We start from the raw sequence: 21,087 nt of genomic DNA on the forward strand, positions 1-21,087 counted from the left end.
TTGAACCCCTGACGCTTCTGCTCAAGGATTGTGCATTCTGCCCGACGCTCCGGCAACAAAGCCAGTGCGACGCTGCGGCAGGAGCATGAAGGCCGGAGCAACCGGCCATGTGGATCGGCTGGCATGTGCCTTGCCAGCATCTGCCGAGGAAGCATCAGGGAGACTTCGTATGCGAACCATGTTCCGCCCCGTCCTGTTGGCCGGTGCGCTCGCCATTGCCGGCGCGCTCATGACGACCACGTCGCTCATGGCCCAGGAGAAGGTCCTGCGGATCGGCATGACCGCCGCCGACATTCCGCGCACCCACGGCCAGCCCGACCAGGGCTTCGAGGGCAACCGCTTCACCGGCATTCCCATGTATGACGCGCTGGTCAACTGGGACCTGTCGAAGACCGACGGGCCGTCGGTCATCATCCCCGGCCTCGCCCTCTCCTGGGAGGTCGACGCGACCGACAAGAACAAGTGGGTCTTCAAGCTCCGCCCGGGCGTGAAGTTCCATGACGGTTCGCCCTTCAACGCCGCGGCCGTGGTCTGGAACGTCCAGAAGGTCCTCGACCAGAACGCCGCGCATTTCGACCAGAGCCAGGTCGGCGTCACCGTCTCGCGCATGCCGAACCTCCTCTCGGCCCGCGCCATCGACGACCTGACCGTCGAGCTGACCACCCGCAACCCGGACTCGTTCCTCCCCATCAACCTCACCAACCTGTTCATGGCCTCGCCGACGCACTGGCAGAAGCTGCTCGGTGAGGTTCCCGCCTCGGTGACCGATCCCAAGGCCCGCGCCGCCGCGGCCTGGACGGCCTTTGCCGGCAATCCCTCGGGCACCGGCCCGTTCCGCGGCGTGCGCCTCGTGCCGCGCGAGCGCTTCGAGATGGTCGCCAACAAGGAGTACTGGGACACCGCACGCCGCCCGAAGGTGGACCGCGTGGTTCTGCTGCCGCTGCCGGAAGCGAATGCCCGCACCGCGGCGCTGCTCTCCGGTCAGGTCGACTGGATCGAGGCCCCGGCGCCTGACGCCGTGGCGCAGATCACTGCACGCGGCTTCAAGATGTATACGAATGCCCAGCCGCACGTTTGGCCCTGGCAGTTCTCGTTCCGCGAGGGCTCGCCCTTTGTGGATCGCCGGGTTCGCCATGCGGCCAACCTCTGCATCAACCGCGATGAGCTGAAGAGCCTGCTCAGCGGTCTGATGGAGGTGCCGCGCGGCACCTACCCGCCGGGCCATCCGTGGTGGGGCAACCCGACCTTCGAGATCAAGTATGACCTCGCCACCGCCCGCCGCCTGATGACCGAAGCTGGCTACTCCGCCCAGCGCCCGGTCAACGTGAAGGTGCTGACCTCCGCCTCCGGCTCCGGCCAGATGCAGCCGATCGTGATGAACGAGTGGCTGCAGCAGGCGCTGAAGGAGTGCTTCTTCAACGTCGAACTCGAAGTCGCCGAGTGGAACGCGGTGTTCAACAACTGGCGCGAGGGTGCAGGGTCGCCCGGCTCGCGCGGCGCCAATGCCACGAACGTCACCTTCTCTGCCATGGACCCGTTCTTTGGCATGATGCGTTTCGTGACGCGTCAGGCGAACCCGCCGGCCTCCAACAACTGGGGCTTCTTCAACGTCGACGAGTTCGACCAGCTCGCCGCGACGGCCCGTTCGACCTTCGACGATGCCGGCCGCGACCGGGCGCTCGCCGCGCTCCACAAGCGGATCGTCGAGGAGGCGCCGTTCCTCTGGGTCGCCCATGACGTCGGCCCGCGCGCCATGTCGGCCCGCGTCACCGGCGTGATCCAGCCGCGCTCCTGGTTCATCGACATCACCACGATGGACATCCGTCCGGGCTCCTGAGCCCCGGCGACATCACCGACCGGGCGGCGGCTCACCGCCGCCCGGTTCCATTCCCCCGAACAGCGAGGCCGACATGGTTCTGCTCGACCGCCGGACGGTGATGTCCGGCATGCTCGGCGCCGCTGCGGCCTCGACCCTCGACCTGACGCAGGTCCAGGCCCAGGGCGCCGGCACGCTGCGCATCGCCATGACGGCCTCGGACATTCCGCTGCCCAACGGCCAGACGGACCAGGGCGCCGAGGGCATGCGCTTCGTCGGCTACAACGTCTTCGACAGCCTCATCCTCTGGGATCTCGCCAAGGCCGACGCGCCGGGCGGCCTCGTCCCCGGCCTCGCCACGGCGTGGCGGGTCGACCCGGCCGACGCGACACGCTGGATCTTCACGCTGCGCCCCGGCGTCACCTTCCACGACGGCTCGGCCTTCGACGCCGCGGCGGTCGTCTGGAACTTCGACAAGATCCTGAAAGCCGATTCTCCCCAGCATGACCCGCGGCAGGCCGGCCAGGGGCGCACCCGCATCCCCTCGGTGAAGACCTACCGCGCCCTCGATCCGATGACGGTCGAGTTCGTCTCGACCACGCCGAACGCGCTCTTCCCCTATGAGATCTCCTGGATCCTGATGTCCTCCCCGGCGCAGTGGGAGAAGGTCGGCCGCAACTGGGACAACTTCCTGAACAGCCCGTCGGGCACCGGTCCCTGGAAGGTCGACCGCTACACCCCGCGCGAGCGCCTCGAACTGACCCCCAATACGACCTACTGGAACCCGGCGCGCCGGCCGAAGCTCGACCGCGTCGTGCTCCTGCCCATGCCCGAGCCGAATGCCCGCACCGCCGCCCTCCTCGCCGGCCAGGTCGACTGGATCGAGGCCCCAGCCCCCGACGCGCTGCAGCAGCTGAAGGCGCGGGGCATGCAGATCACCTCCAATGTCTATCCGCACAACTGGACATGGCACTTCTCGCGGGTCGAGGGCTCGCCCTGGAACGACGTCCGGGTGCGCAAGGCGGCAAACCTCGCCGTCGACCGCGCCGGCATGGTCGAGCTGCTTGGCGGCATGATGCTGCCCGCCCGCGGCCTCGTGCCGCCGTCGAGCCCCTGGTTCGGCAAGCCCTCCTTCGAGGCGAAGACCGACATTCCGGCCGCGCTCAAGCTGATGGCGGAAGCAGGCTACAGCCCGGCGAGGCCGCTGAGCGTGAAGGCGATCATCTCGCCCTCGGGCTCCGGCCAGATGCAGCCGCTGGCGATGAACGAGCTGATCCAGCAGAACCTCCAGGAGATCGGCATCAAGGTCGAGTTCGAGGTGATGGACTGGAACGCGCTGGTGAGCTCCTGGCGGGCGGGCGCGAAGCACGCCTCCTCGCGCGGCGCCCATTCCACCAACTCCTCCTATTTCAGCCAGGACCCGTTCACGGCGCTGATCCGCCATCTCGACAGCGCCCTCGTGCCGCCCGCCGGGACCAACTGGGGCTTCTATGTCGATGCCGACATGGATGCGCGCTTCGCCGCCATCCGCGCGGCCTTCGATCCGGCCGCCCAGCTCGCTGCCATCCAGCGGGCGCATGAGAAGATCGTCGACGAGGCCCTTTTCCTCTTCGTCGCCCACGACGTGGCGCCGCGCGCCCTTTCCCCCCGGGTGAAGGGCTTCGTGCAGGCGCAGAACTGGTACCAGGACATCGTTCCGGTGACCCTCGGATGATGCCGACCGCAAGGCGTGATGCATGCTGATCTATCTGGCCAAGAGGCTCGTCTACACGATCCCGATCGTCATCGGCGTGTCGATCGTCTGCTTCGCCCTGGTGCATATCGCACCGGGCGATCCGCTCGTCTCCGTGCTGCCGCCGGATGCCTCCGAGCAGCTCAAGCAGCAGATGATGAAGGCCTACGGCTTCGACCGGCCCTATTACGAGCAGTTCTTCCTGTGGTGCTGGCGCGCCATCCAGGGTGACCTCGGCACCTCCATCGCCACAGGCCGCGCGGTCGCGACCGAGGTGATGCGCGCGGTGCGCAACACGCTCCTCCTCGCGGTGGTCGCCACCTTCATCGGCTTCTTCTTCGGCCTGCTCTTCGGCTTCGTCGCCGGCTATTTCCGCAACAGCGCCATCGACAAGATCGCCTCGATCCTCTCGGTCATCGGCGTCTCCGTGCCCCATTACTGGCTGGGCATGGTGCTGGTCATCATCTTCTCGGCGCAGCTCAACTGGCTGCCGCCCACCGGCGCCGGCCCCGGCGGCTCGGCGGAATGGCGGCCCGACTGGGCGCATTTCCGCCACCTGATCCTGCCCGCCGTGACCATGAGCGTCATTCCCATGGGCATCGTCGCGCGCACCATTCGCGCCCTCGTCGCCGACATCCTCAGCCAGGATTTCGTGCCGGCGCTGCGCGCCAAGGGCCTCTCCGAGCTCGGCATCTTCGGCCATGTGGTGAAGAACGCCGCGCCCACGGCCCTCGCCGTCATGGGCCTGCAGCTCGGCTATCTCCTCGGCGGCTCGATCCTCATCGAGACGGTCTTCTCCTGGCCCGGCACCGGCTTCCTGCTGAACGCCGCCATCTTCCAGCGCGACCTGCCGCTGCTGCAGGGGACGATCCTCGTCCTCGCCCTGTTCTTCGTGCTCCTCAACCTCATCGTCGACGTCGTGCAAACGGCGATCGATCCCCGCATCCAGAGGAGCTGAGACCATGGCCTCCCTCTCCTCCTTCCTGCCCCAGGACCCCGCCAAGACGGCGGCACCCATCGAGAAGAGCCCCGGCTACTGGGCCGGCGTCATCCGCCGCTTCGGCAAGGACAAGCTGGCGATCGCCGCCGGCATCGTCGTGCTGATCCTTGTCCTCATCGCCATCTTCGCGCCGCTGCTGGCGCCGATGGATCCCTATGCCGGCCGCACCATCCGCCGCCTGCGTCCGGTCGGCACGGCGGGCTTCCCGCTCGGTACCGACGAGCTTGGCCGCGACATGCTCTCGCGCCTCATCTACGGCGCCCGCTACTCCCTGATGATGGGCGTCACGCCGGTCATCATGGCCTTCGGCATCGGCAGCCTCATCGGCATCATCGCCGGCTATGTCGGCGGCAAGACCAACACGGCGATCATGCGCACCATCGACGTGTTCTACGCCTTCCCCTCGGTGCTGCTCGCCGTGGCGCTCTCGGGCGCACTCGGCGCCGGCATCCAGAACGCGCTAGTCTCGCTCACGGTGGTCTTCATCCCGCCCATCGCCCGCGTGGCGGAGGCGGTGACGACGCAGGTGCGCAACCGCGACTATGTCGAGGCGGCGCGCGCCTCCGGCGCCAACGCGCTGACCATCATCCGCGTCCATGTGCTCGGCAACGTGCTCGGCCCAATCTTCGTCTATGCGACGGGCCTCATCTCGGTGTCGATGATCCTCGCCTCGGGCCTCTCCTTCCTCGGCCTCGGCGTCCGCCCGCCCGAGCCTGAATGGGGCCTGATGCTCAACACGCTGCGCACCGCCATCTACAACCAGCCGCTGGTCGCGGCCCTGCCCGGCATGATGATCTTCATCACCTCCATCTCCTTCAACGTCCTGGCCGACGGCCTGCGCAACGCCATGGATGTCAAGGTATGACGAAGCCCCTCCTCACCGTCCGCGGCCTGGTCAAGCATTTCCCCATCGCCGGCGGGCTCTTCGGTCCGAAGAAGGTCGTCCGCGCCGTCGACGACATCGCCTTCGACGTGATGGATGGCGAGACGCTCGGCATCGTCGGCGAATCCGGCTGCGGCAAGTCGACGACCGCCCGCCTGCTCATGCACCTGATGGACCCGACCGCCGGCGAGATCCTCTTCGACGGCGCCAAGGTCGGCAGCCCCGATCTGTCGCTGACCGAGTATCGCCGCCAGGTGCAGATGGTCTTCCAGGACAGCTACGCCTCGCTGAACCCGCGCCTGACCATCGAGAGCTCCATCGCCTTCGGCCCGCAGGTCCATGGCGTGCCGCAGCGCGAGGCCATCGAGCGCGCCCGCGACCTCCTCGCCAAGGTCGGCCTCGAGCCGTCGCGCTTTGCCGGCCGCTATCCGCACGAGCTCTCCGGCGGCCAGCGCCAGCGCATCAACATCGCCCGGGCGCTCGCGCTGCGGCCGAAGATCGTCATCCTCGACGAGGCGGTCTCCGCCCTCGACAAGTCGGTGGAGGCGCAGGTGCTGAACCTGCTCCTCGACCTCAAGGACGAGTTCAAGCTGACCTATGTCTTCATCTCCCACGACCTCCACGTCGTCCGCTACATGTCGGACCGGGTCATGGTGATGTATCTGGGCAAGGTCGCGGAGATCGGCCCGTCGGAGGCGATCTTCGACGATCCCTTCCATCCCTATTCGGCGGCGCTCACCCGCTCCATGCCGACCATGGACCCGGACAACCGCACCAACGAGGCGCCGCTCTTCGGCGATCCTCCGAACCCGATCGATCCGCCGCCGGGCTGCCGCTTCCACACCCGCTGTTCGCTGGCCGAGGCCGTCTGCTCCAAGCGCGAGCCGGTCCTCACCCGCGCCGCCGAGCTGCACGACGTCGCCTGCCTGCGCTCCGAGCCCGGCTCCGGCCACAGCGCCGCTCCCGCCGTGGCGGCGTGAGGAGACACGAATGGCCATCCCTCCCCTCGTCGATATCCGCGACCTTCACGTCACCTTCACCGGCGGTCCGAAGCCAATCCGCGCCATCAACGGCGTCGATCTAACCCTCGACCGCGGTGAGACCCTCGCCATCCTCGGCGAATCCGGCTCCGGCAAGTCAGTGACGCTGCGCGCCATGCTGCGGCTGAACCCCGAGAAGCGCACCAAGGTCGAAGGCTCCATCACCGTCGGCGGCAAGGACGTCCTCGCCCTCGGATCCAAGGACCTGCAGGCCTTCCGCGGCCGCGACGTCTCGATGATCTTCCAGGAACCGGCCCTCGCCCTCGATCCGGTCTATACGCTCGGCCACCAGATCGCCGAGACCATCGTCAAGCATGACGGCGGCTCGTGGGACGATGCCCGCAAGCGCGCCCTCGACCTGTTCGAGCGCGTCCGCATTCCCTCGCCGGAGCGGCGCCTCGACAACTATCCGCACGAAATGTCCGGCGGCATGCGCCAGCGCGCCATGATCGCCCTGGCGCTCGCCTGCAATCCGAAGGTCCTGCTCGCCGACGAGCCGACCACCGCGCTCGACGCCACCGTGCAGATCCAGATCCTGCTGCTCGTGCGCGAACTGCAGCGCGAATTCGGCATCGCCGTGATGTTCGTCACCCACGACATCGGCGTCGCCGTCGAGGTCGCCGACCGGGTCGCGGTCATGTATGGCGGCCGCATCGTCGAGACGGGGCCGATCCGCGACATCCTCAACGCGCCGCGCCACCCCTACACGATCGGGCTCCTGAAGAGCCGCGCCCATGGCGCCATGACCAAGGGCCAGCGGCTCGACGCCATTCCCGGCTCGCCGCCCGACCTCGCCAACCTGCCGCCCGGCTGTTCCTTCGCGCCGCGCTGCAAGCTGGCGCTGCCGGCCTGCAGCGAGGCGACGCCCGCACCGGTCGATGTCGGCTCCGGCCACATGGCGCGCTGCTTCCGCACCGAGGCCACGGCGCCGGCGCCGGTTCCGGCCTGACAGATCAGGGTGTCGGATCGGTCTCCTCGTCCGTCACCGCGATCCGCCACCAGCGAGGCCGAGCGCCGCGGTAGGAATGGCTTCTGGGCCGCAGCCCCTGCCGTCCGGGTGAATCAAAGACCCCCGTGAGCAGCGCCACCACCGGCTTGTCGTCGATGGCGCCGAGGCTGCTGCCGCACGTACTGCAGAAGGCGCGGCTGGACCCGTCGGACGACCGGTAGGTTGAGGGAGCGCCTTCCGGCCCCGTCCACTTGACCGCATCGCGGGGGAATTCGACCCAGCAAGCTGTGAGCGCACCGCTGTGCCTCTGGCACATCCGGCACGAACAGGTGTGGGGATAGTCCGCGGGACCTGTCGCTTCGAAGCGGACATTCCCGCACAGGCAGCCGCCTCGATACTGAATCCGGCGCAATTCCATCCTCCCGCATGCGGCAGGACGGCCATACTGGCACCCGGACCTTGAATGGGCAGGACGCAGATCGTCGCAGCGACGTTCAGCCCGCCGGCCGCCGGCCAGCCTAGGGCGTGCGCCGGTAGATGCCGTTGAAGGTGACGTTGGCGCCGCCGCAGCGCAGGTTGTCGCCGACGATGAGCCAGGGCCCGACCAGCTGCATCCGCATCTTGCAGGCGGTCTCCTCGCCCTTGTCATAGGGCAGCGTGCCGTCCGGACCTTCGGTGAAGGCGAGCCTGGTCGGGCCGTCGCTGCCCGTGCGCGGCACGGTCGCGGAGAAGTCGCCGATGTTCACCGCCCCGCGCCGCAGCCGCTCGGGATCCTGCGCCCCATAGGTGGCCTGCCCCTCAAGCTGCCAGTTGGCGCCGTCGCGTCGGATGGCGATGGACTGTTCCGGCCCCGACCGCCACTTGCCCACGAAGTCCGGATCATTGGCCGGCGGCAGGGTGATGAGGCCTGTTTCGGGCAGCCAGCCGGTGCGCACCTGGCCGTTCGAGGCCGGATAGACGGCGCAGCGGAAGCCCTCGTGGCGGCGGCCGGCGATGACGCCATTGCCCGGCACCAGATAGGCGCGCTCGCGGCAGGCCTCCCCCAAGGCCGGACAGCCCGGCTGGTCGGTGGCGTTCTTCACGAAATTGAGTCGCGCCCCGTCATTGCGCACCAGCGCCGCCTCGAGCATCGCCTCCGCGGTGAAGGCCTCGTAGCGGCAGTCGCCGTCAGCCGGTTGCGCCAGGGCGGCCATGGGCAGACAACAGAGGGCGACTAGGATTGGAATGCGCACGCCCGCGAACTCCCGGATGGGTTGCGATGATCCGGTTCTGGATGCGGTGCGTTTCCGCTTCATTGCGTCGGCTGCGGCGTGGCAGCATGTGTGATCACCTGCCGAGCCACGAGCCCCATGCACCTGACCATCGTCAATCCCAACACCACCGCCTCCATGACCCGCGCCATTGGCGAGGCGGCCCGCGCCGTCGCGGCGCCCGGAACCGTGATCGAGGCCGTCAATCCCGCGCACGGGCCCGCTTCCATCGAGGGCTATTACGACGAGGTCCACGCCATTCCTGGCATGCTCGCGGAAATGCGGGCGCGGCCGGGCGCCGATGCCTTCGTCATCGCCTGTTTCGACGATACGGGGCTGGAGGCCGCCCGCTCACTCATGGCCGCGCCGGTCATCGGCATTGGCGAGGCGGCGATGCACCTCGCCACCCTCGTCGCCGGCCGCTTCTCGGTGGTGACCACACTCGCCGTCTCGGTGCCGGCGCTGGAGCACAATGTCCACAAGTACGGCTTCTCCCATCGCTGCGGCCGCGTCCGCTCCTGCGAGGTGCCGGTGCTCGAACTCGAGGACCCGGCGTCCGGCGCCTACGGCCTCATCTCCGCCGAGATCGCCCGCGCCAGGGCGGAGGATCGCGCCGAGGCCATCGTGCTGGGCTGCGCCGGCATGGCGGACCTGGCTGCACGGCTTTCCGCCGAACACGGCATTCCCGTGATCGATGGCGTCGCCGCGGCGGTGAAGCTCGCCGAGAGCCTCCACGCCCTCGGCCTGAAAACGTCCAAGGCCTGCGGCTACGCTCCCCCAAGGGCCAAGACCTATAGCGGCATGTTCGCCGCCGCCGCAGTCGCAACCAACGGTTAAGGCCGACCAGCTAAGCTTTCGCGGCTCAACCTCCATCCGCGGAGCCTCCGTGAATACCGCCGCCACCCCGGAACGACGCGCCGCCCAGCGGTCGCGCACCTTCTGGAAGGGAACGATCCTGTTCCCCGGCGGCTTGCGCTCGACCGAATGCACGGTGCGCAACTTCACTCTGCAGGGCGCCCGGCTGGACTGCGGCGGCGTCGGAGACATTCCCGACCATTTCGACCTGAAGATCCCGCAGAAGGGCGAGACCTTCCCCTGCCAGGTGATCTGGCGTCGCCTGCCGGAGATCGGCGTCGCCTTCGTCGCCGTCACCGCAACGGCGGCCGACAGCCTCACCGAGAAGCTGCGCCTGCTCGAACTGCAGAACCGCAAGCTGCTGCGCCGCCTCAACGAGCAGGACTGACGCAGCGCCGCCCTGCCATGCCGGCAGCCCGCTTGCCTCTTGCACCCTGCCGGGGGATGGGACCTCATCGAGCCGTCCCGCGGAGCCTGTGATGCCCTCCAAAGCCGCCATCATCCAGCCGATCCTCATGGCCGCCGTCATGGCCTTCCTGATGACCGCGCTCATCACCTGGCTGAACCTCGGCTTCCCGCCGGACTACATCCGCAAATGGCTGACGGCCTTCGTCATCGCCTGGCCCGCGGCGGCGGTCGCCGCCTTCATCGCCATCCCCATCGCCCGGCGCGTGACCGGGCGGATCGTCGGCTTCCTCGAGGCGCGCGGCCTGTGACAGGACCGCTGGCGGCGGCGGATCGGTTCGCGGCGGCGGCAACGCCGGCCCGGCTCGCCCTGTCGCTGCTGGGGGTCCTCCTCGCCTATGGGCTCGTGACGCTGGTTCACGCGCCGATCGAGGCGGTTATCCGGGAGGGAACCTGCGCCGGCCTCGACTGTCTCCGGCCCCTGCGACCCGATACCCGCCATGGCGGCTACGGCGCCGCCGACTTCCGCCTCTACCTCGATGCCATCTGGGGCCTGCGCGACCGGGCCCTGTTCGGCGTGCTAGCCGACCTGCCGCTCATCGCCGCCGTGACGGCCGCGCTGCTCATCGCCGCGGGCCTCGCCCGCCGCGACATCCCGCTCGGCGAGCGCACGGCGACGCTGCTCGTCGGCATTCCGCTGGTCTATGCGGGAGCCGACCTTCTCGAAAATCTGGCGCTGGCCATCGCCTATGCCGGCCTTGCCGACATGGCGCCGGTGCTGCCCTGGCTCACCGCCATGAAATTCGGCACCGCCGTCGCCAGCGGTGCCGTCAGCGCGATCATCGGCCTCCTGCGGCTTGCAGCCTGAGGCCGAGGCCTCAGCCAGCCGGCTGGGCCGGCGTGGTCGCGGACTGGCGCTCGGCCATGAACTGGTCGAACTCGGCGCGGTCGCGGGCCCGCTTCAGCCGGTCGAGATGGGCCTCGAAAGCCACCTGCTCCTCGAACAGCCGCAGCCGCTCGCGCTCGAGCCGGGCGAGCTCGGCCTCCTTGTAGTCGTCGAAGGCGGTGTTGCCGCTGGCGCCCGGCGCGAAACGGTCGCGGTGACGGCCGAAGGGCAGCCGCCCCTCGCGCGGCAGCGGGCCCATCCACTTCTTCCAGGCGAGGACGGCGAGGCCGATCGGCCAGAAGATGACGAAGCCGACGATCATCGCGGTGAGCTCGACGGGGTGCCAGCGGCGGTCGGCGGCCCCGCGCCAGCCCCCCGTGAAGGGCGGCAGGCGATCGGCAGTATGGGGTGCGGAGGAAAGGCAGGTCATGGTGGGCTCCTTGTGTGAATGTAATGCATATTATCATTCCGGGATGCCATGTCAATAGCATTTACTTCACAGGTCGGAGGGCGCGGGAAGCGCGAGGACATCGGCCTCGCGCCTGGGTCGGCGATACGACCGGGTGAGGCCGGCCGTGATCCGGGAACAGTCCAGCGAGCGGCTGTCGCCTTAGCGGCCCGAAGGCATCGAAAGTCCCCGCAGGAGCGCCTCGACACCCCGGTCGAGCAGGTCCTCGGGATCGGTGAGCCCGCCGGGCGTGGCGATCGAATCCGGCGTCGCCAGCGAGGCGAGCCCATGGGTCAGGGCGAAGACCAGCAGCGCCGCCGACCTGACCTTCGCCCGATCCGTGATGCCCAGATACTGGCCGACCGCCCGTTCCAGCGCCGCGAAACCCGGATCGTCACCGCTCGGCGTCGTGCCGGGATGGCCGGTGTTGAACATGGCGGCGTAATAGGCCGGCTCCTCGCGGGCGAAGGCGAGATAGGCCCGCCCCATCGCCAGAAAGCCATCCTTGCCGCCGGCCGCCGAGGCCGCACCGAGCCGCCGGCCGAGTTCGGCGAAGCCCTGCATCGCCACCTCGCGCAGCAAGGCCTGGCGGTCCTTGAAATGGCGGTAGGGCGCGGCTGGTGAAACGCCGGCAAGCTTGGCGGCGTCCGACAGGGTGAAGCCCGCAGGCCCCCGCTCGGCAATGAGCCGCCGCGCCGCCTCGAGCAGCACCTCGCGCAGGTTGCCGTGATGGTAGCCACGCCGCTCGGCGAGGGTCTTGTCGGGTTCGGATGCCATGATGTGAAGATCCGTGACATCTTCGCGTCCCGGCGTCAAGGCGCGCGTGCCCCCGGGGCCGCCGGCAAAAGGTCAGGAACCCTCACCCGTCGCCTGGCGTTGACCAGCGCAGATTCATCAATCCTGTCAGATGGGAGCGGCGGCGTGGCGCGGCATTCGGTCATCGGGGCCTGTGGAAACGACGATTCCGCTTGGCTGGCGCCGGGGTCCGGTCCTACGCTTTCGATCCCGGTTCCTGAAAGGGAGGTCAGCCGTGGGTTACGTGCGTCACGTCAACATCGTTGCCGCGTGCGCCGCATTCGCCTTCGTCGGCGCCATCGTCCTGGGAGCGTTCTGACCCGGACATGCCTGGAGCCGGTCCCGGCTCCCTCATCGCAGCGCATGGGCGGCCCGCAACGCGGGGCCCGCCCCTTTGACCGCAGATCATGTCGTTCACCATGCCGGATGTTTCGGCGCGCGGGTCGCCCGGCGACATCGGCGTGCAATGGTGTTGCGGTAGGTCCATCGGCGATCCAAGGGAGGATCGGCCGATGATCGCCTCCGTTTCCGCACGGGCCGCCCAGGCCCTCCTGATCCTGGCCCTCGGCGGGCTCCTCGCCGGCGCCGGCACCGCTGCCGCCCAGGACAGCGACGAGTTCTACCGCATCGCCCGTGGCGAGAATGGCCGGCGCCCCGTCGCTGCCGCGCCCTCCGGCGGCGGCTTCAACCTCTTCGGCCTGTTCGGCGGCGGCCGCCGCCGCGAAGCGCCGGAGATCACCGTCCGCCCGCGCGACGAGCGGGACCAGCGGCCGCGCGACAATGCCGAACAGGCCCGCAGCGACAGCGGCGAGAATGTCGGCGGTCCGCGCGCCTACTGCGTGCGCACCTGCGACGGCTTCTTCTTCCCCATGGGGCCGGCAACCGCAGGCTCCGCCCGCGACGCCCAGCAGGCCAGCTGCAATGCGATGTGCCCGGGCGCCGAGACGGTGCTGTACTCGGTCGCCCGCCAGGGCACCATCGAGGACGCCACGAACGCCCGCGGCCAGCCCTACACGGCGCTCCGCACGGCCTTCCGCTTCCGCCAGAGCATCGACCGGACCTGTTCCTGCCAGAGCATGGCGACCAGCGGCCTTGCCCGCCTGCCCGTCACCCATGACCCGACGCTGCGCCCCGGCGACGTGGTCGTGACCGATGACGGGGCGCGCGTCTTCCGCGGCGGCTCCCGCTTCCCCTACCGCGCCCAGGACTTCGTGGCGGCCCGCGCCTATGGCCGCCTACCCGCCGACCTGCGCCGCCGTGTCGACGAGATCGAGGCGGGCCTTGCCGCCAGCGGTTCAGGCCGCCTGCCCGCCCGGTCCGCCGATGCCGGCACGGTGTCGCCGCCCTCCCCCATCTCCATCCCGGTGACGGCGGCCAGCGCCTCACCGGTCCGGGTCATCGACATCAGCCAGAGCCGCAGTGCAGCGCTGCCCTGACGCCGCCATGCCGCGGCGATGCCGCCCATTGATTGGGACCCGCCGCTGCGGTAGAAGCCTGCGCCCTGACCGCCGGGGCGTGGCATGGCCAGGGGGCACCGCCACAATCCGCCGCTGATGCGAAAGCCGGAGACAAGTCCCGTTCGCCGCGGGGCCGAGACTTGCCGAACCCGTGGTTCGGTTCCACCCTCGACGCAAGGCCGGTGACACGACCGGTCCCACAAGGTTCCACTCCAATGGCACACGACAGGACGACCGGTTCGGCACCGGTCGAACAGGGCGGTGAAGCAGTCGCGAAAGCGCCGGCCTCCGGCGAGGCGACGCATGCCGTCGATGCCAACGGCCATAATGGTGGCCCCGCCCATACCCAGGCCAGCTTCTGGGGCCTGCTGATCGGCTCGATAGGCGTTGTCTACGGGGACATCGGCACCAGCCCGCTCTACGCCTTCCGCGAGGCCGTCACGGCTGCCGTCGGCCCTGCGGGCGGAGCCCCGAGCCGCGAGATCGTGCTCGGCGTGCTGTCGCTGATTCTCTGGTCGCTGATCCTCATCATCACCATCAAGTACGTGCTGCTGCTGCTGCGCGCCGACGACAAGGGCGAGGGCGGTATCCTCACCCTGGTGGCCCTCGCCCAGCGCGTCATCGGCAAGCCGAACCTCGCCATCGCCCTGCTCGGCATGGCCGGCGGCGCGCTCTTCTACGGCGACGCCGCGATCACCCCTGCGATCTCGGTGCTGTCGGCCCTCGAGGGACTCAAGCTCGTCACCCCCGTCTTCGAGCCCTACATCCTGCCGCTGACGGTGGTGATCATCATCGCCCTCTTCGCCGTCCAGAGCCGCGGCACGGCCAGCGTCGCCCGCTTCTTCGGCCCGATCTGCATCGTCTGGTTCATCGCCATGGCGCTGATCGGCCTTATCCACATTGCCGATGATTTCGGCGTCTTCCTGGCCTTCAACCCCTATTACGGCGTGGTGTTTCTCGCCAATAACGGCACGATCGGCCTGCTCGCCCTCGGCGCGGTGTTCCTCGCCGTCACCGGCGGCGAAGCGCTCTATGCCGACCTCGGCCATTTCGGCCGCAAGTCGATCCAGTGGGCCTGGTTCGTGCTGATCTTCCCCGCCCTGACCCTGAACTATCTGGGACAGGGCGCCATGGTCCTGGCCGACCCGTCGACCATGACCAATCCCTTCTACCTCTTGGCCCCGTCCTGGGCCCTGCTGCCCATGGTGGTTCTGGCGACACTCGCCACGATCATCGCCAGCCAGGCCGTCATCACCGGCGCCTTCTCGCTGACGCGTCAGGCCATCCAGCTTGGCCTCCTGCCGCGCATGGCCATCCGCCATACCTCCGAGGAACATTCCGGCCAGATCTACATGCCGGCCGTGAACTGGGCGCTGCTGGCCGGCGTGCTGACCCTCGTGCTGCTGTTCAAGAGCTCCTCGAACCTCGCCCACGCCTATGGCCTGGCGGTCACCGCGACCATGTTCATCACGGCCATCCTGACGACCGTCGTCATCCGCCGGCTGTGGAAGTGGAACGCTCTCCTCGTCGCGCTGCTGATGGTGCCGCTGATCACCATCGACTTCGTCTTCCTCAGCGCCAACATGATGAAGCTGCTCGAGGGCGGCTGGGTGCCGCTGGTCATCGCCTTCGTCATCATGTTCCTGATGCTCACCTGGCGGAAGGGCACCGACATCCTCGCGGAGAAGACGCGCCGCATCGAGGTGCCGCTGGTCGACCTCCTGAAGAGCTTCGACAAGCGCCCGCCGCACCAGGTCGCCGGCACCGCGGTGTTCCTCACCTCGGACCAGGCCTATGCGCCGGCTTCGCTCCTGCACAACCTCAAGCACAACAAGGTGCTGCACGAGCACAACGTCTTCCTCGCCGTGAAGAGCGTTGACACGCCGCGCGTCCCCGACAGCGACCGCGTCAGCTTCGAGAAGATCAACGACCGCTTCTCCCGCCTGACCGTGCGCTTCGGCTACATGGAGACGCCCCACGTTCCGAAGGCGCTGATCGCCTGCAAGAAGCTGGGGCTCAAGTTCGACATGATGTCGACCTCGTTCTTCCTGTCGCGCCGGCACCTGAAGGCCTCGGGCAAGCTCGGCATGCCGCTCTGGCAGGACTACATCTTCATCGGCATGGCGGTGAACGCCAATTCGGCCTCGGACTATTTCCACCTGCCGACCGGGCGCGTGGTCGAGGTCGGCACGCAGGTGACGATCTGAGGCAGTTCAAGGCCGCGGCGGGAAACCCGCCGGCGGCCAGAGCCGCTTCAGCGGCTCAAGCCCTGGCAGCGGCGGCGCTTCGCTGAGCGGCGCGATCGGCCGTTCCGCGCAAGGCCCCGGGCGCTGCGCCACGCATCGCTGTCCGAAGCACCTTCCGCCGGTGATGCCAAGCGCCTCCCGCTGGCTCCGCGGAAACAGGATCGTGTTGAAGGCGGGCTCCGCCTCGCGAAAGGCCGCAATGGTCGTCGTCTCGTGGAACGGCACCGGCTGGTGCATGTTCACATAGCCGCCGCTCTGGACCCAGGCGATGCCATAGCTCCCGATGCCGCAGACACCCGGCAGTCGCGCGATATGGCGCGCCGCTTCGATGATGCTGCGCTGCTTGAGCCAGGCAAGGCCCTGATCGGGAATGATCACGAAGGTGGCAAGGCGCCCGACGACGAAGAGCGTGAGGCACCCCAGAGCCGCTGCGGCGGGCAGCCAGGCCCGGAAAGGGCGCCACGGCAGGTCGAGGCGCGGCAGGTGCTCCTGGAGCCTGGCGACAGCCCAGGCGAGGCCGATGGCGGCCAGCGCCTCCAGAAGCACCATGAGCGGGTAGAGGAAGCGGATCTCCTTGTGGCCGATCGGCTGGTGCGCCGCGAAGATCGCGAGCATGAGCACGGCGAGCAGCGGCTTGAACCGGGCCCCCGCGACGGCGAGCGGCAGCAGCAGGGCCAGCGCGGAGCCGAAGACCACCACCAGCAGCGCCGGATACTGGAACCATGGCTCGACGCCGAAATGGGCGGCGACGCCGTGGCCGATATTGTAGCGGACGTTCTGCCAAGCGGAGAGGAACGGCGCGCCCCAGGTCCACCAGTCGGTCAGGCCCGAAAGGACGACCGCAGCGAGACCGCCGGCGGCGAGCCACAGGGCCTGCCTCAACGGCCAGCGCCAGAGGGCGTACAGCCCGACCACGCCCACGGCCGGCGCCATCTGCAGGCGGATGGCCACGACGAGGCCGAGGAGGAAGCCGGCAAGGACAAGGCGTCCGCGGCCTGTCGCGGCCTCTCCCGGCAGGGCGAGATAGAGGCCGATGACGAGGAGATGGCCGGCGACGACCTCGGTCAGGGCCCGCGGGCCGAAATAGACGAGCTCGGGCGCAAAGGCGGGGATGACGGCCGCAACGAGCGCCGGCCAGAGGCCGAAAAGGCGCTGCGCCCACAGGAAGATGCAGGCGACCGCGCCGGCGCCGATCGCCGACAGCAGGGCCTGGACCACCGGCAGATAGGCCTGCGGCCCATCACCGAACAGCAGACCGACGCGCATGGCCGCGGCCAGAGCGCCCGGAAGCAGCCAGGAACGGATGCCGTGCTCGAACTCCCAAGGCACGAAGCCATAGCCGAAGACGAGGCGATGCGCCTGTTCCAGCGACTGGAAGATCTCGTCCTCGTGGTGGATCCCGGGCGCCAGGATGGCGGCGAGCAAGCGCACCAGAAAGGCGACGAGGAAGACCCCCGCCGCCGCTGAGACGAGCAACGGCCGGGGGGTGGAACCGGCCGTCACCGCCTCACTCCGCGGCCTGGCTGAGGTTGCGCAGCAGGGCCGGATCGTAGTTCAGCACCGGCGCGAGCCAGCGCTCGGCCTCCTCCACCGTCCAGCCCTTGCGGGCGGCATAGTCCTCGACCTGATCGCGCTCGACCCGGCCGACGCCGAAATAGGCGCTGTCGGGATGGGAGAAGTAGAGGCCCGAGACCGAGGAGCCCGGCCACATGGCGCGGCTCTCGGTGAGGCGCACGCCGATGGCCGCCTCGGCATCGAGCAGGCGGAACAGCGTGTCCTTCTCGGTATGGTCGGGCTGGGCCGGATAGCCGGGCGCCGGACGGATGCCGCGATACTGTTCGAGGATCAGCTCCTCGTTCGACAGCGTCTCGTCGGGGGCATAGCCCCACAGTTCCCGGCGCACGAGCTGGTGCATCCGCTCGGCGAAAGCCTCGGCCAGGCGGTCGGCCAGCGCCTTGGCGAGGATGGAGGAGTAATCGTCCTTCTGCTCCTCGAAGCGCTTCGACAGCGCCTCCTCGCCGATGCCGGCCGTGACGACGAAGCCGCCGACCCAGTCGGCCTTGCCCACCGGCGCGACATAGTCGGAGATGGCGATATGCGCGCGCTCGCGGCCCTCGCGGCGGGCGATCTGCTGGCGCAGGCCGTGCAGGCGCGCGAGTTCCTTGCGGCGGGTCTCGTCAGTGTAGAGCACCATGTCGTCGCCGACGCGGTTGGCGGGCCAGAAACCGACCACGGCCTTTGCGGTCAGCCACTTCTCGCCAACGATCCGCTGCAGCATGACCTGCGCGTCCTTGAACAGGTTGCGCGCCGCCTCGCCATAGGTGTCGTCGTCGAGGATGGCGGGATAGCGCCCCTTCAGCTCCCAGGTCTGGAAAAAGGGCGTCCAGTCGATGCAGGAGACGAGATCGGCGAGGTCAAAATCCTCGAAGACGCGGGTGCCGGTGAAGCTCGGCTTCGGCGGGTTGTAGGCGTCGAAATCGAGCTTCAGCGCATTGGCGCGGGCCTCGGACAGCGGCAGGCGCTGCTTGTTCTGTTCGCCGCGCAGATGCGCCTCGGCGATCTTGGCATATTCGGTGCGGATATCGGCGATGTAGCCGCCCTTCTGGTCCTCCGACAGCAGCGCCGAGGCGACGCCCACCGCGCGCGAGGCATCGAGCACATAGACCGTCTGGCCGCGCGTGTAGTTCGGATGGATCTTCACCGCCGTGTGGACGCGCGAGGTCGTGGCGCCGCCGATGAGCAGGGGAATGTCGAAGCCCTCGCGCTCCATCTCGGAGGCGACATGCACCATCTCGTCGAGCGAGGGGGTGATGAGGCCCGACAGGCCGATCATGTCGACCTCGTGCTTGCGCGCCTCATCGAGGATGCGCTGGGCCGGCACCATGACCCCGAGGTCGATGACCTCGTAATTGTTGCACTGGAGCACGACGCCGACGATGTTCTTGCCGATGTCGTGGACGTCGCCCTTGACGGTCGCCATGAGGATCTTGCCGGCGGCCGGCTTGTCCACCAGGCCCATGTCGCGCTTTTCCTGCTCCAGGAAGGGCTGGAGATAGGCCACAGCCTGCTTCATCACGCGGGCCGACTTCACCACCTGCGGCAGGAACATCTTGCCGGCGCCGAACAGGTCGCCGACATGGTTCATGCCGTCCATCAGCGGGCCTTCGATGACATGGAGCGGGCGGGCCGCCTGCTGGCGGGCCTCCTCGGTGTCCTGCTCGATGAACTCGGTGATGCCGTGGACGAGCGAATGGGTCAGGCGCTCGCCGACCGGCTTCTCGCGCCAGGACATGTCCTTCTTGGAATCCTGCTGCGCCGAGCCGTCGCCCTTGAAGCGGGCGGCCGCATCCACCATCCGCTCGGTGGAGTCGGGGCGGCGGTTGAGGATCACGTCCTCGCAGAGTTCGCGCAGCTCCGGGTCGATCTGGTCATAGACCGGCAGGGCGCCGGCATTGACGATGCCCATGTCCATGCCGACGCGGATGGCGTGGTAGAGGAACACGGAGTGCATGGCCGCGCGCACCGGCTCGTTGCCGCGGAAGGCGAAGGACAGGTTCGAGACGCCGCCGGAGACATGGGCGTGCGGCAGGTTCTGCCGGATCCACTTGGTCGCCTCGATGAAATCGACGCCGTAATTGTTGTGCTCCTCGATGCCCGTCGCGACAGCGAAGACGTTGGGATCGAAGATGATGTCCTCGGGCGGAAAGCCGACCTGGTCGACGAGGATGCGATAGGCGCGCTCGCAGATCTCGATCTTGCGCTGGAACGTGTCGGCCTGGCCGACCTCGTCGAAGGCCATGACGACGACGGCGGCGCCGTAGCGGCGGACCTTCCGCGCCTGCTCGATGAACTTCTCCTCGCCCTCCTTCATGGAGATCGAGTTGACGATGGCCTTGCCCTGCACGCATTTCAGGCCGGCCTCGATCACCTCCCACTTGGAGCTGTCGACCATCACCGGCACGCGGGCGATGTCGGGCTCGGCGGCCATGAGGTTGAGGAAGGTCACCATGGCCTTCTCGGAGTCGAGCAGGCCCTCGTCCATGTTGACGTCAAGGACCTGGGCGCCGTTCTCGACCTGCTCGCGCGCGACGTCGAGCGCGGCCGAGTAGTCGCCGTTGGTGATCAGCTTCCTGAACTTCGCCGAGCCGGTGACGTTGGTTCGCTCGCCGATGTTGATGAAGGACGCGACGGGGGTGGTCATCGGGCACTCAGGGCAGGAGAAAGGGGAGCGCAGCGCATCACGCCGCGAACTCGAAGGCTTCGAGGCCGGACAGGCGCAGCTTGGTCTCGAGCGTCGGGATCGGCCGCGGCTTCACGCCCGCAACCGCCTTGGCGATCGCCGCGATATGGTCCGGCGTCGAGCCGCAGCAGCCGCCGACGACATTGACGAGGCCGGCGGTGGCGAACTCGCCGACCATGGCCGCCATGGCCTCCGGGCTCTCGTCATAGAGGCCGAACTCGTTGGGCAAGCCGGCATTGGGATAGGCGCAGACCAGCGTGTCCGCCACCTTGGAGATTGCGGCGATATGGGCGCGCATTTCCTTGGCGCCCAGCGCGCAGTTGAGCCCGATGGAGAAGGGCTTGGCATGGCGCAGCGAATACCAGAAGGCCTCCGGCGTCTGGCCCGAGAGCGTGCGTCCCGAGAGGTCGGTGATCGTGCCGGAAATCATCACCGGCAGGCGCACCTTGCGCTCCTCGAAGACCTCCTCGATCGCCACCAACGCCGCCTTGGCGTTGAGCGTGTCGAAGATCGTCTCCACCAGCATGATGTCGGAGCCGCCGTCGATGAGGCCGCGGGCCTCCTCGGCATAGGCCTCGCGCAGCTGGTCGAAGGTGATGGCCCGGAAGCCGGGATTGTTGACGTCCGGCGAGATCGAGGCCGTGCGGTTCGTCGGCCCGAAGGCGCCGGCGACGAAACGGCGGCGGCCGTCCTTCGCCTCGGCGCGCCTGGCAGCGTTCTTGGCGAGACGCGCGCCCTCGTAGTTCAGCTCATAGGCGAGCGACTCCATGCCGTAATCGGCCTGGGCGATGGAGGTGGAGGAGAAGGTGTTGGTCTCGACCATGTCGGACCCGGCCTCGAAGTATTCGAGGTGGATCGCCTCCACCACGTCGGGACGGGTGAGGATCAGGAGGTCGTTGTTGCCCTTGAGGTCGTGGTTCCAGTGCTTGAACCGGTCGCCGCGGAAATCGGCCTCCGAGAACTTGTAGCGCTGGATCATCGTGCCCATGGCGCCGTCGAGCACCAGGATGCGCTCCTTGGCGGCCTTGGTCAGGGCCGCCAGGATCTCGGCGCCATCGGCGTGGTGATGCGGGAACTGGGTCATC

Annotated in this window: 17 protein-coding genes and 1 pseudogene; 12 read left to right on the forward strand and 6 right to left on the reverse strand. The window is 68.5% G+C overall.

The window, feature by feature from the left end:
- Nucleotides 1–169 precede the first annotated feature (169 nt).
- From C8P69_RS14590 to C8P69_RS14615, 6 genes are all read left to right on the forward strand, one after another.
- Nucleotides 170–1,837: an ABC transporter substrate-binding protein gene (locus C8P69_RS14590; RefSeq protein ID WP_108178166.1), complete on the forward strand. Its 1,668-nt coding sequence runs from the start codon at nt 170–172 to the stop codon at nt 1,835–1,837.
- Nucleotides 1,838–1,910: 73 nt separating this feature from the next.
- The gene (locus tag C8P69_RS14595) at nt 1,911–3,530 is read left to right on the forward strand and encodes an ABC transporter substrate-binding protein (protein WP_108178167.1); all 1,620 of its coding nucleotides are present in this window, start codon (nt 1,911–1,913) and stop codon (nt 3,528–3,530) included.
- Between the two features lie 22 nt (nt 3,531–3,552).
- Nucleotides 3,553–4,506 (forward strand): ABC transporter permease, encoded by a 954-nt coding sequence (locus tag C8P69_RS14600; protein WP_108178168.1) that lies wholly within the window; start codon nt 3,553–3,555, stop codon nt 4,504–4,506.
- A gap of 4 nt (nt 4,507–4,510) precedes the next feature.
- Complete coding sequence (locus C8P69_RS14605; protein ID WP_108178169.1) at nt 4,511–5,413, forward strand: ABC transporter permease; 903 nt, start codon at nt 4,511–4,513, stop codon at nt 5,411–5,413.
- Nucleotides 5,410–6,411: an ABC transporter ATP-binding protein gene (locus C8P69_RS14610; protein WP_108178170.1), complete on the forward strand. Its 1,002-nt coding sequence runs from the start codon at nt 5,410–5,412 to the stop codon at nt 6,409–6,411. The genes C8P69_RS14605 and C8P69_RS14610 overlap by 4 nt, the downstream gene beginning before the upstream one ends.
- A gap of 10 nt (nt 6,412–6,421) precedes the next feature.
- On the forward strand, nt 6,422–7,420 hold the full coding sequence (locus C8P69_RS14615) for an ABC transporter ATP-binding protein (RefSeq protein WP_108178171.1): 999 nt from the start codon (nt 6,422–6,424) through the stop codon (nt 7,418–7,420).
- Between the two features lie 4 nt (nt 7,421–7,424).
- Here C8P69_RS14615 and C8P69_RS14620 read toward each other — a convergent pair whose 3' ends face one another.
- Together C8P69_RS14620 and C8P69_RS14625 are read right to left on the reverse strand one after the other, a co-directional pair.
- Entirely contained in the window at nt 7,425–7,838 is a 414-nt protein-coding gene (locus C8P69_RS14620) for a GFA family protein (protein WP_108178172.1), read from the reverse strand.
- Between the two features lie 100 nt (nt 7,839–7,938).
- On the reverse strand, nt 7,939–8,613 hold the full coding sequence (locus tag C8P69_RS14625; protein ID WP_108178173.1) for a hypothetical protein: 675 nt from the start codon (nt 8,611–8,613) through the stop codon (nt 7,939–7,941).
- 156 nt (nt 8,614–8,769) lie between these two features.
- Here C8P69_RS14625 and C8P69_RS14630 point away from each other — a divergent pair, with 156 nt between their 5' ends.
- The 4 genes from C8P69_RS14630 to C8P69_RS14645 all read left to right on the forward strand — a co-directional run bounded on the left by C8P69_RS14630 (nt 8,770) and on the right by C8P69_RS14645 (nt 10,798).
- The gene (locus C8P69_RS14630) at nt 8,770–9,507 is read left to right on the forward strand and encodes an aspartate/glutamate racemase family protein (protein WP_108178174.1); all 738 of its coding nucleotides are present in this window, start codon (nt 8,770–8,772) and stop codon (nt 9,505–9,507) included.
- Between the two features lie 49 nt (nt 9,508–9,556).
- Nucleotides 9,557–9,913: a PilZ domain-containing protein gene (locus C8P69_RS14635; protein ID WP_170118251.1), complete on the forward strand. Its 357-nt coding sequence runs from the start codon at nt 9,557–9,559 to the stop codon at nt 9,911–9,913.
- 91 nt (nt 9,914–10,004) lie between these two features.
- Nucleotides 10,005–10,241 (forward strand): DUF2798 domain-containing protein, encoded by a 237-nt coding sequence (locus C8P69_RS14640; protein WP_108178176.1) that lies wholly within the window; start codon nt 10,005–10,007, stop codon nt 10,239–10,241.
- The gene (locus C8P69_RS14645; protein WP_108178177.1) at nt 10,238–10,798 is read left to right on the forward strand and encodes a hypothetical protein; all 561 of its coding nucleotides are present in this window, start codon (nt 10,238–10,240) and stop codon (nt 10,796–10,798) included. The genes C8P69_RS14640 and C8P69_RS14645 overlap by 4 nt, the downstream gene beginning before the upstream one ends.
- A gap of 10 nt (nt 10,799–10,808) precedes the next feature.
- On the opposite strand, the gene C8P69_RS14650 is transcribed toward C8P69_RS14645, so the two are convergent.
- Together C8P69_RS14650 and C8P69_RS14655 are read right to left on the reverse strand one after the other, a co-directional pair.
- A complete protein-coding gene (locus C8P69_RS14650) occupies nt 10,809–11,246 on the reverse strand; it encodes a DUF2852 domain-containing protein (RefSeq protein WP_108178178.1) in 438 nt (145 codons plus the stop codon).
- A gap of 180 nt (nt 11,247–11,426) precedes the next feature.
- Nucleotides 11,427–12,041 (reverse strand): TetR/AcrR family transcriptional regulator, encoded by a 615-nt coding sequence (locus tag C8P69_RS14655; protein WP_108178179.1) that lies wholly within the window; start codon nt 12,039–12,041, stop codon nt 11,427–11,429.
- Nucleotides 12,042–12,571: 530 nt separating this feature from the next.
- Here C8P69_RS14655 and C8P69_RS14660 point away from each other — a divergent pair.
- Nucleotides 12,572–13,495, forward strand: coding sequence for a DUF2865 domain-containing protein (locus tag C8P69_RS14660; protein WP_146167346.1), 924 nt, complete (start codon nt 12,572–12,574; stop codon nt 13,493–13,495).
- A 236-nt stretch (nt 13,496–13,731) separates the two neighbouring features.
- Nucleotides 13,732–15,723 carry a potassium transporter Kup gene (locus C8P69_RS14665; protein ID WP_108178181.1) on the forward strand — a complete coding sequence of 664 codons (1,992 nt, stop codon included), beginning with the start codon at nt 13,732–13,734 and terminating at the stop codon, nt 15,721–15,723.
- Between the two features lie 6 nt (nt 15,724–15,729).
- Here C8P69_RS14665 and C8P69_RS14670 read toward each other — a convergent pair whose 3' ends face one another.
- Together C8P69_RS14670 and metH are read right to left on the reverse strand one after the other, a co-directional pair.
- Nucleotides 15,730–17,265 carry a glycosyltransferase family protein gene (locus tag C8P69_RS14670; protein ID WP_170118252.1) on the reverse strand — a complete coding sequence of 512 codons (1,536 nt, stop codon included), beginning with the start codon at nt 17,263–17,265 and terminating at the stop codon, nt 15,730–15,732.
- 4 nt (nt 17,266–17,269) lie between these two features.
- Nucleotides 17,270–21,086 (reverse strand): annotated as a pseudogene (gene metH, locus C8P69_RS14675) (methionine synthase).
- Between the last annotated feature and the right edge of the window lies 1 nt (nt 21,087).

Source organism: Phreatobacter oligotrophus (assembly GCF_003046185.1).
GTDB lineage: Bacteria > Pseudomonadota > Alphaproteobacteria > Rhizobiales > Phreatobacteraceae > Phreatobacter > Phreatobacter oligotrophus.

What these genes read in the sequence shown, in the direction of transcription:
- C8P69_RS14590 (WP_108178166.1), top strand. Translation starts at nt 170, where the DNA reads ATGCGAACCATGTTCCGCCCCGTCCTGTTGGCCGGTGCGCTCGCCATT.
- C8P69_RS14595 (WP_108178167.1), top strand. Translation starts at nt 1,911, where the DNA reads ATGGTTCTGCTCGACCGCCGGACGGTGATGTCCGGCATGCTCGGCGCC.
- C8P69_RS14600 (WP_108178168.1), top strand. Translation starts at nt 3,553, where the DNA reads ATGCTGATCTATCTGGCCAAGAGGCTCGTCTACACGATCCCGATCGTC.
- C8P69_RS14605 (WP_108178169.1), top strand. Translation starts at nt 4,511, where the DNA reads ATGGCCTCCCTCTCCTCCTTCCTGCCCCAGGACCCCGCCAAGACGGCG.
- C8P69_RS14610 (WP_108178170.1), top strand. Translation starts at nt 5,410, where the DNA reads ATGACGAAGCCCCTCCTCACCGTCCGCGGCCTGGTCAAGCATTTCCCC.
- C8P69_RS14615 (WP_108178171.1), top strand. Translation starts at nt 6,422, where the DNA reads ATGGCCATCCCTCCCCTCGTCGATATCCGCGACCTTCACGTCACCTTC.
- C8P69_RS14620 (WP_108178172.1), bottom strand. Translation starts at nt 7,838, where the DNA reads ATGGAATTGCGCCGGATTCAGTATCGAGGCGGCTGCCTGTGCGGGAAT.
- C8P69_RS14625 (WP_108178173.1), bottom strand. Translation starts at nt 8,613, where the DNA reads ATGGCCGCCCTGGCGCAACCGGCTGACGGCGACTGCCGCTACGAGGCC.
- C8P69_RS14630 (WP_108178174.1), top strand. Translation starts at nt 8,770, where the DNA reads ATGCACCTGACCATCGTCAATCCCAACACCACCGCCTCCATGACCCGC.
- C8P69_RS14640 (WP_108178176.1), top strand. Translation starts at nt 10,005, where the DNA reads ATGCCCTCCAAAGCCGCCATCATCCAGCCGATCCTCATGGCCGCCGTC.
- C8P69_RS14650 (WP_108178178.1), bottom strand. Translation starts at nt 11,246, where the DNA reads ATGACCTGCCTTTCCTCCGCACCCCATACTGCCGATCGCCTGCCGCCC.
- C8P69_RS14655 (WP_108178179.1), bottom strand. Translation starts at nt 12,041, where the DNA reads ATGGCATCCGAACCCGACAAGACCCTCGCCGAGCGGCGTGGCTACCAT.
- C8P69_RS14660 (WP_146167346.1), top strand. Translation starts at nt 12,572, where the DNA reads ATGATCGCCTCCGTTTCCGCACGGGCCGCCCAGGCCCTCCTGATCCTG.
- C8P69_RS14665 (WP_108178181.1), top strand. Translation starts at nt 13,732, where the DNA reads ATGGCACACGACAGGACGACCGGTTCGGCACCGGTCGAACAGGGCGGT.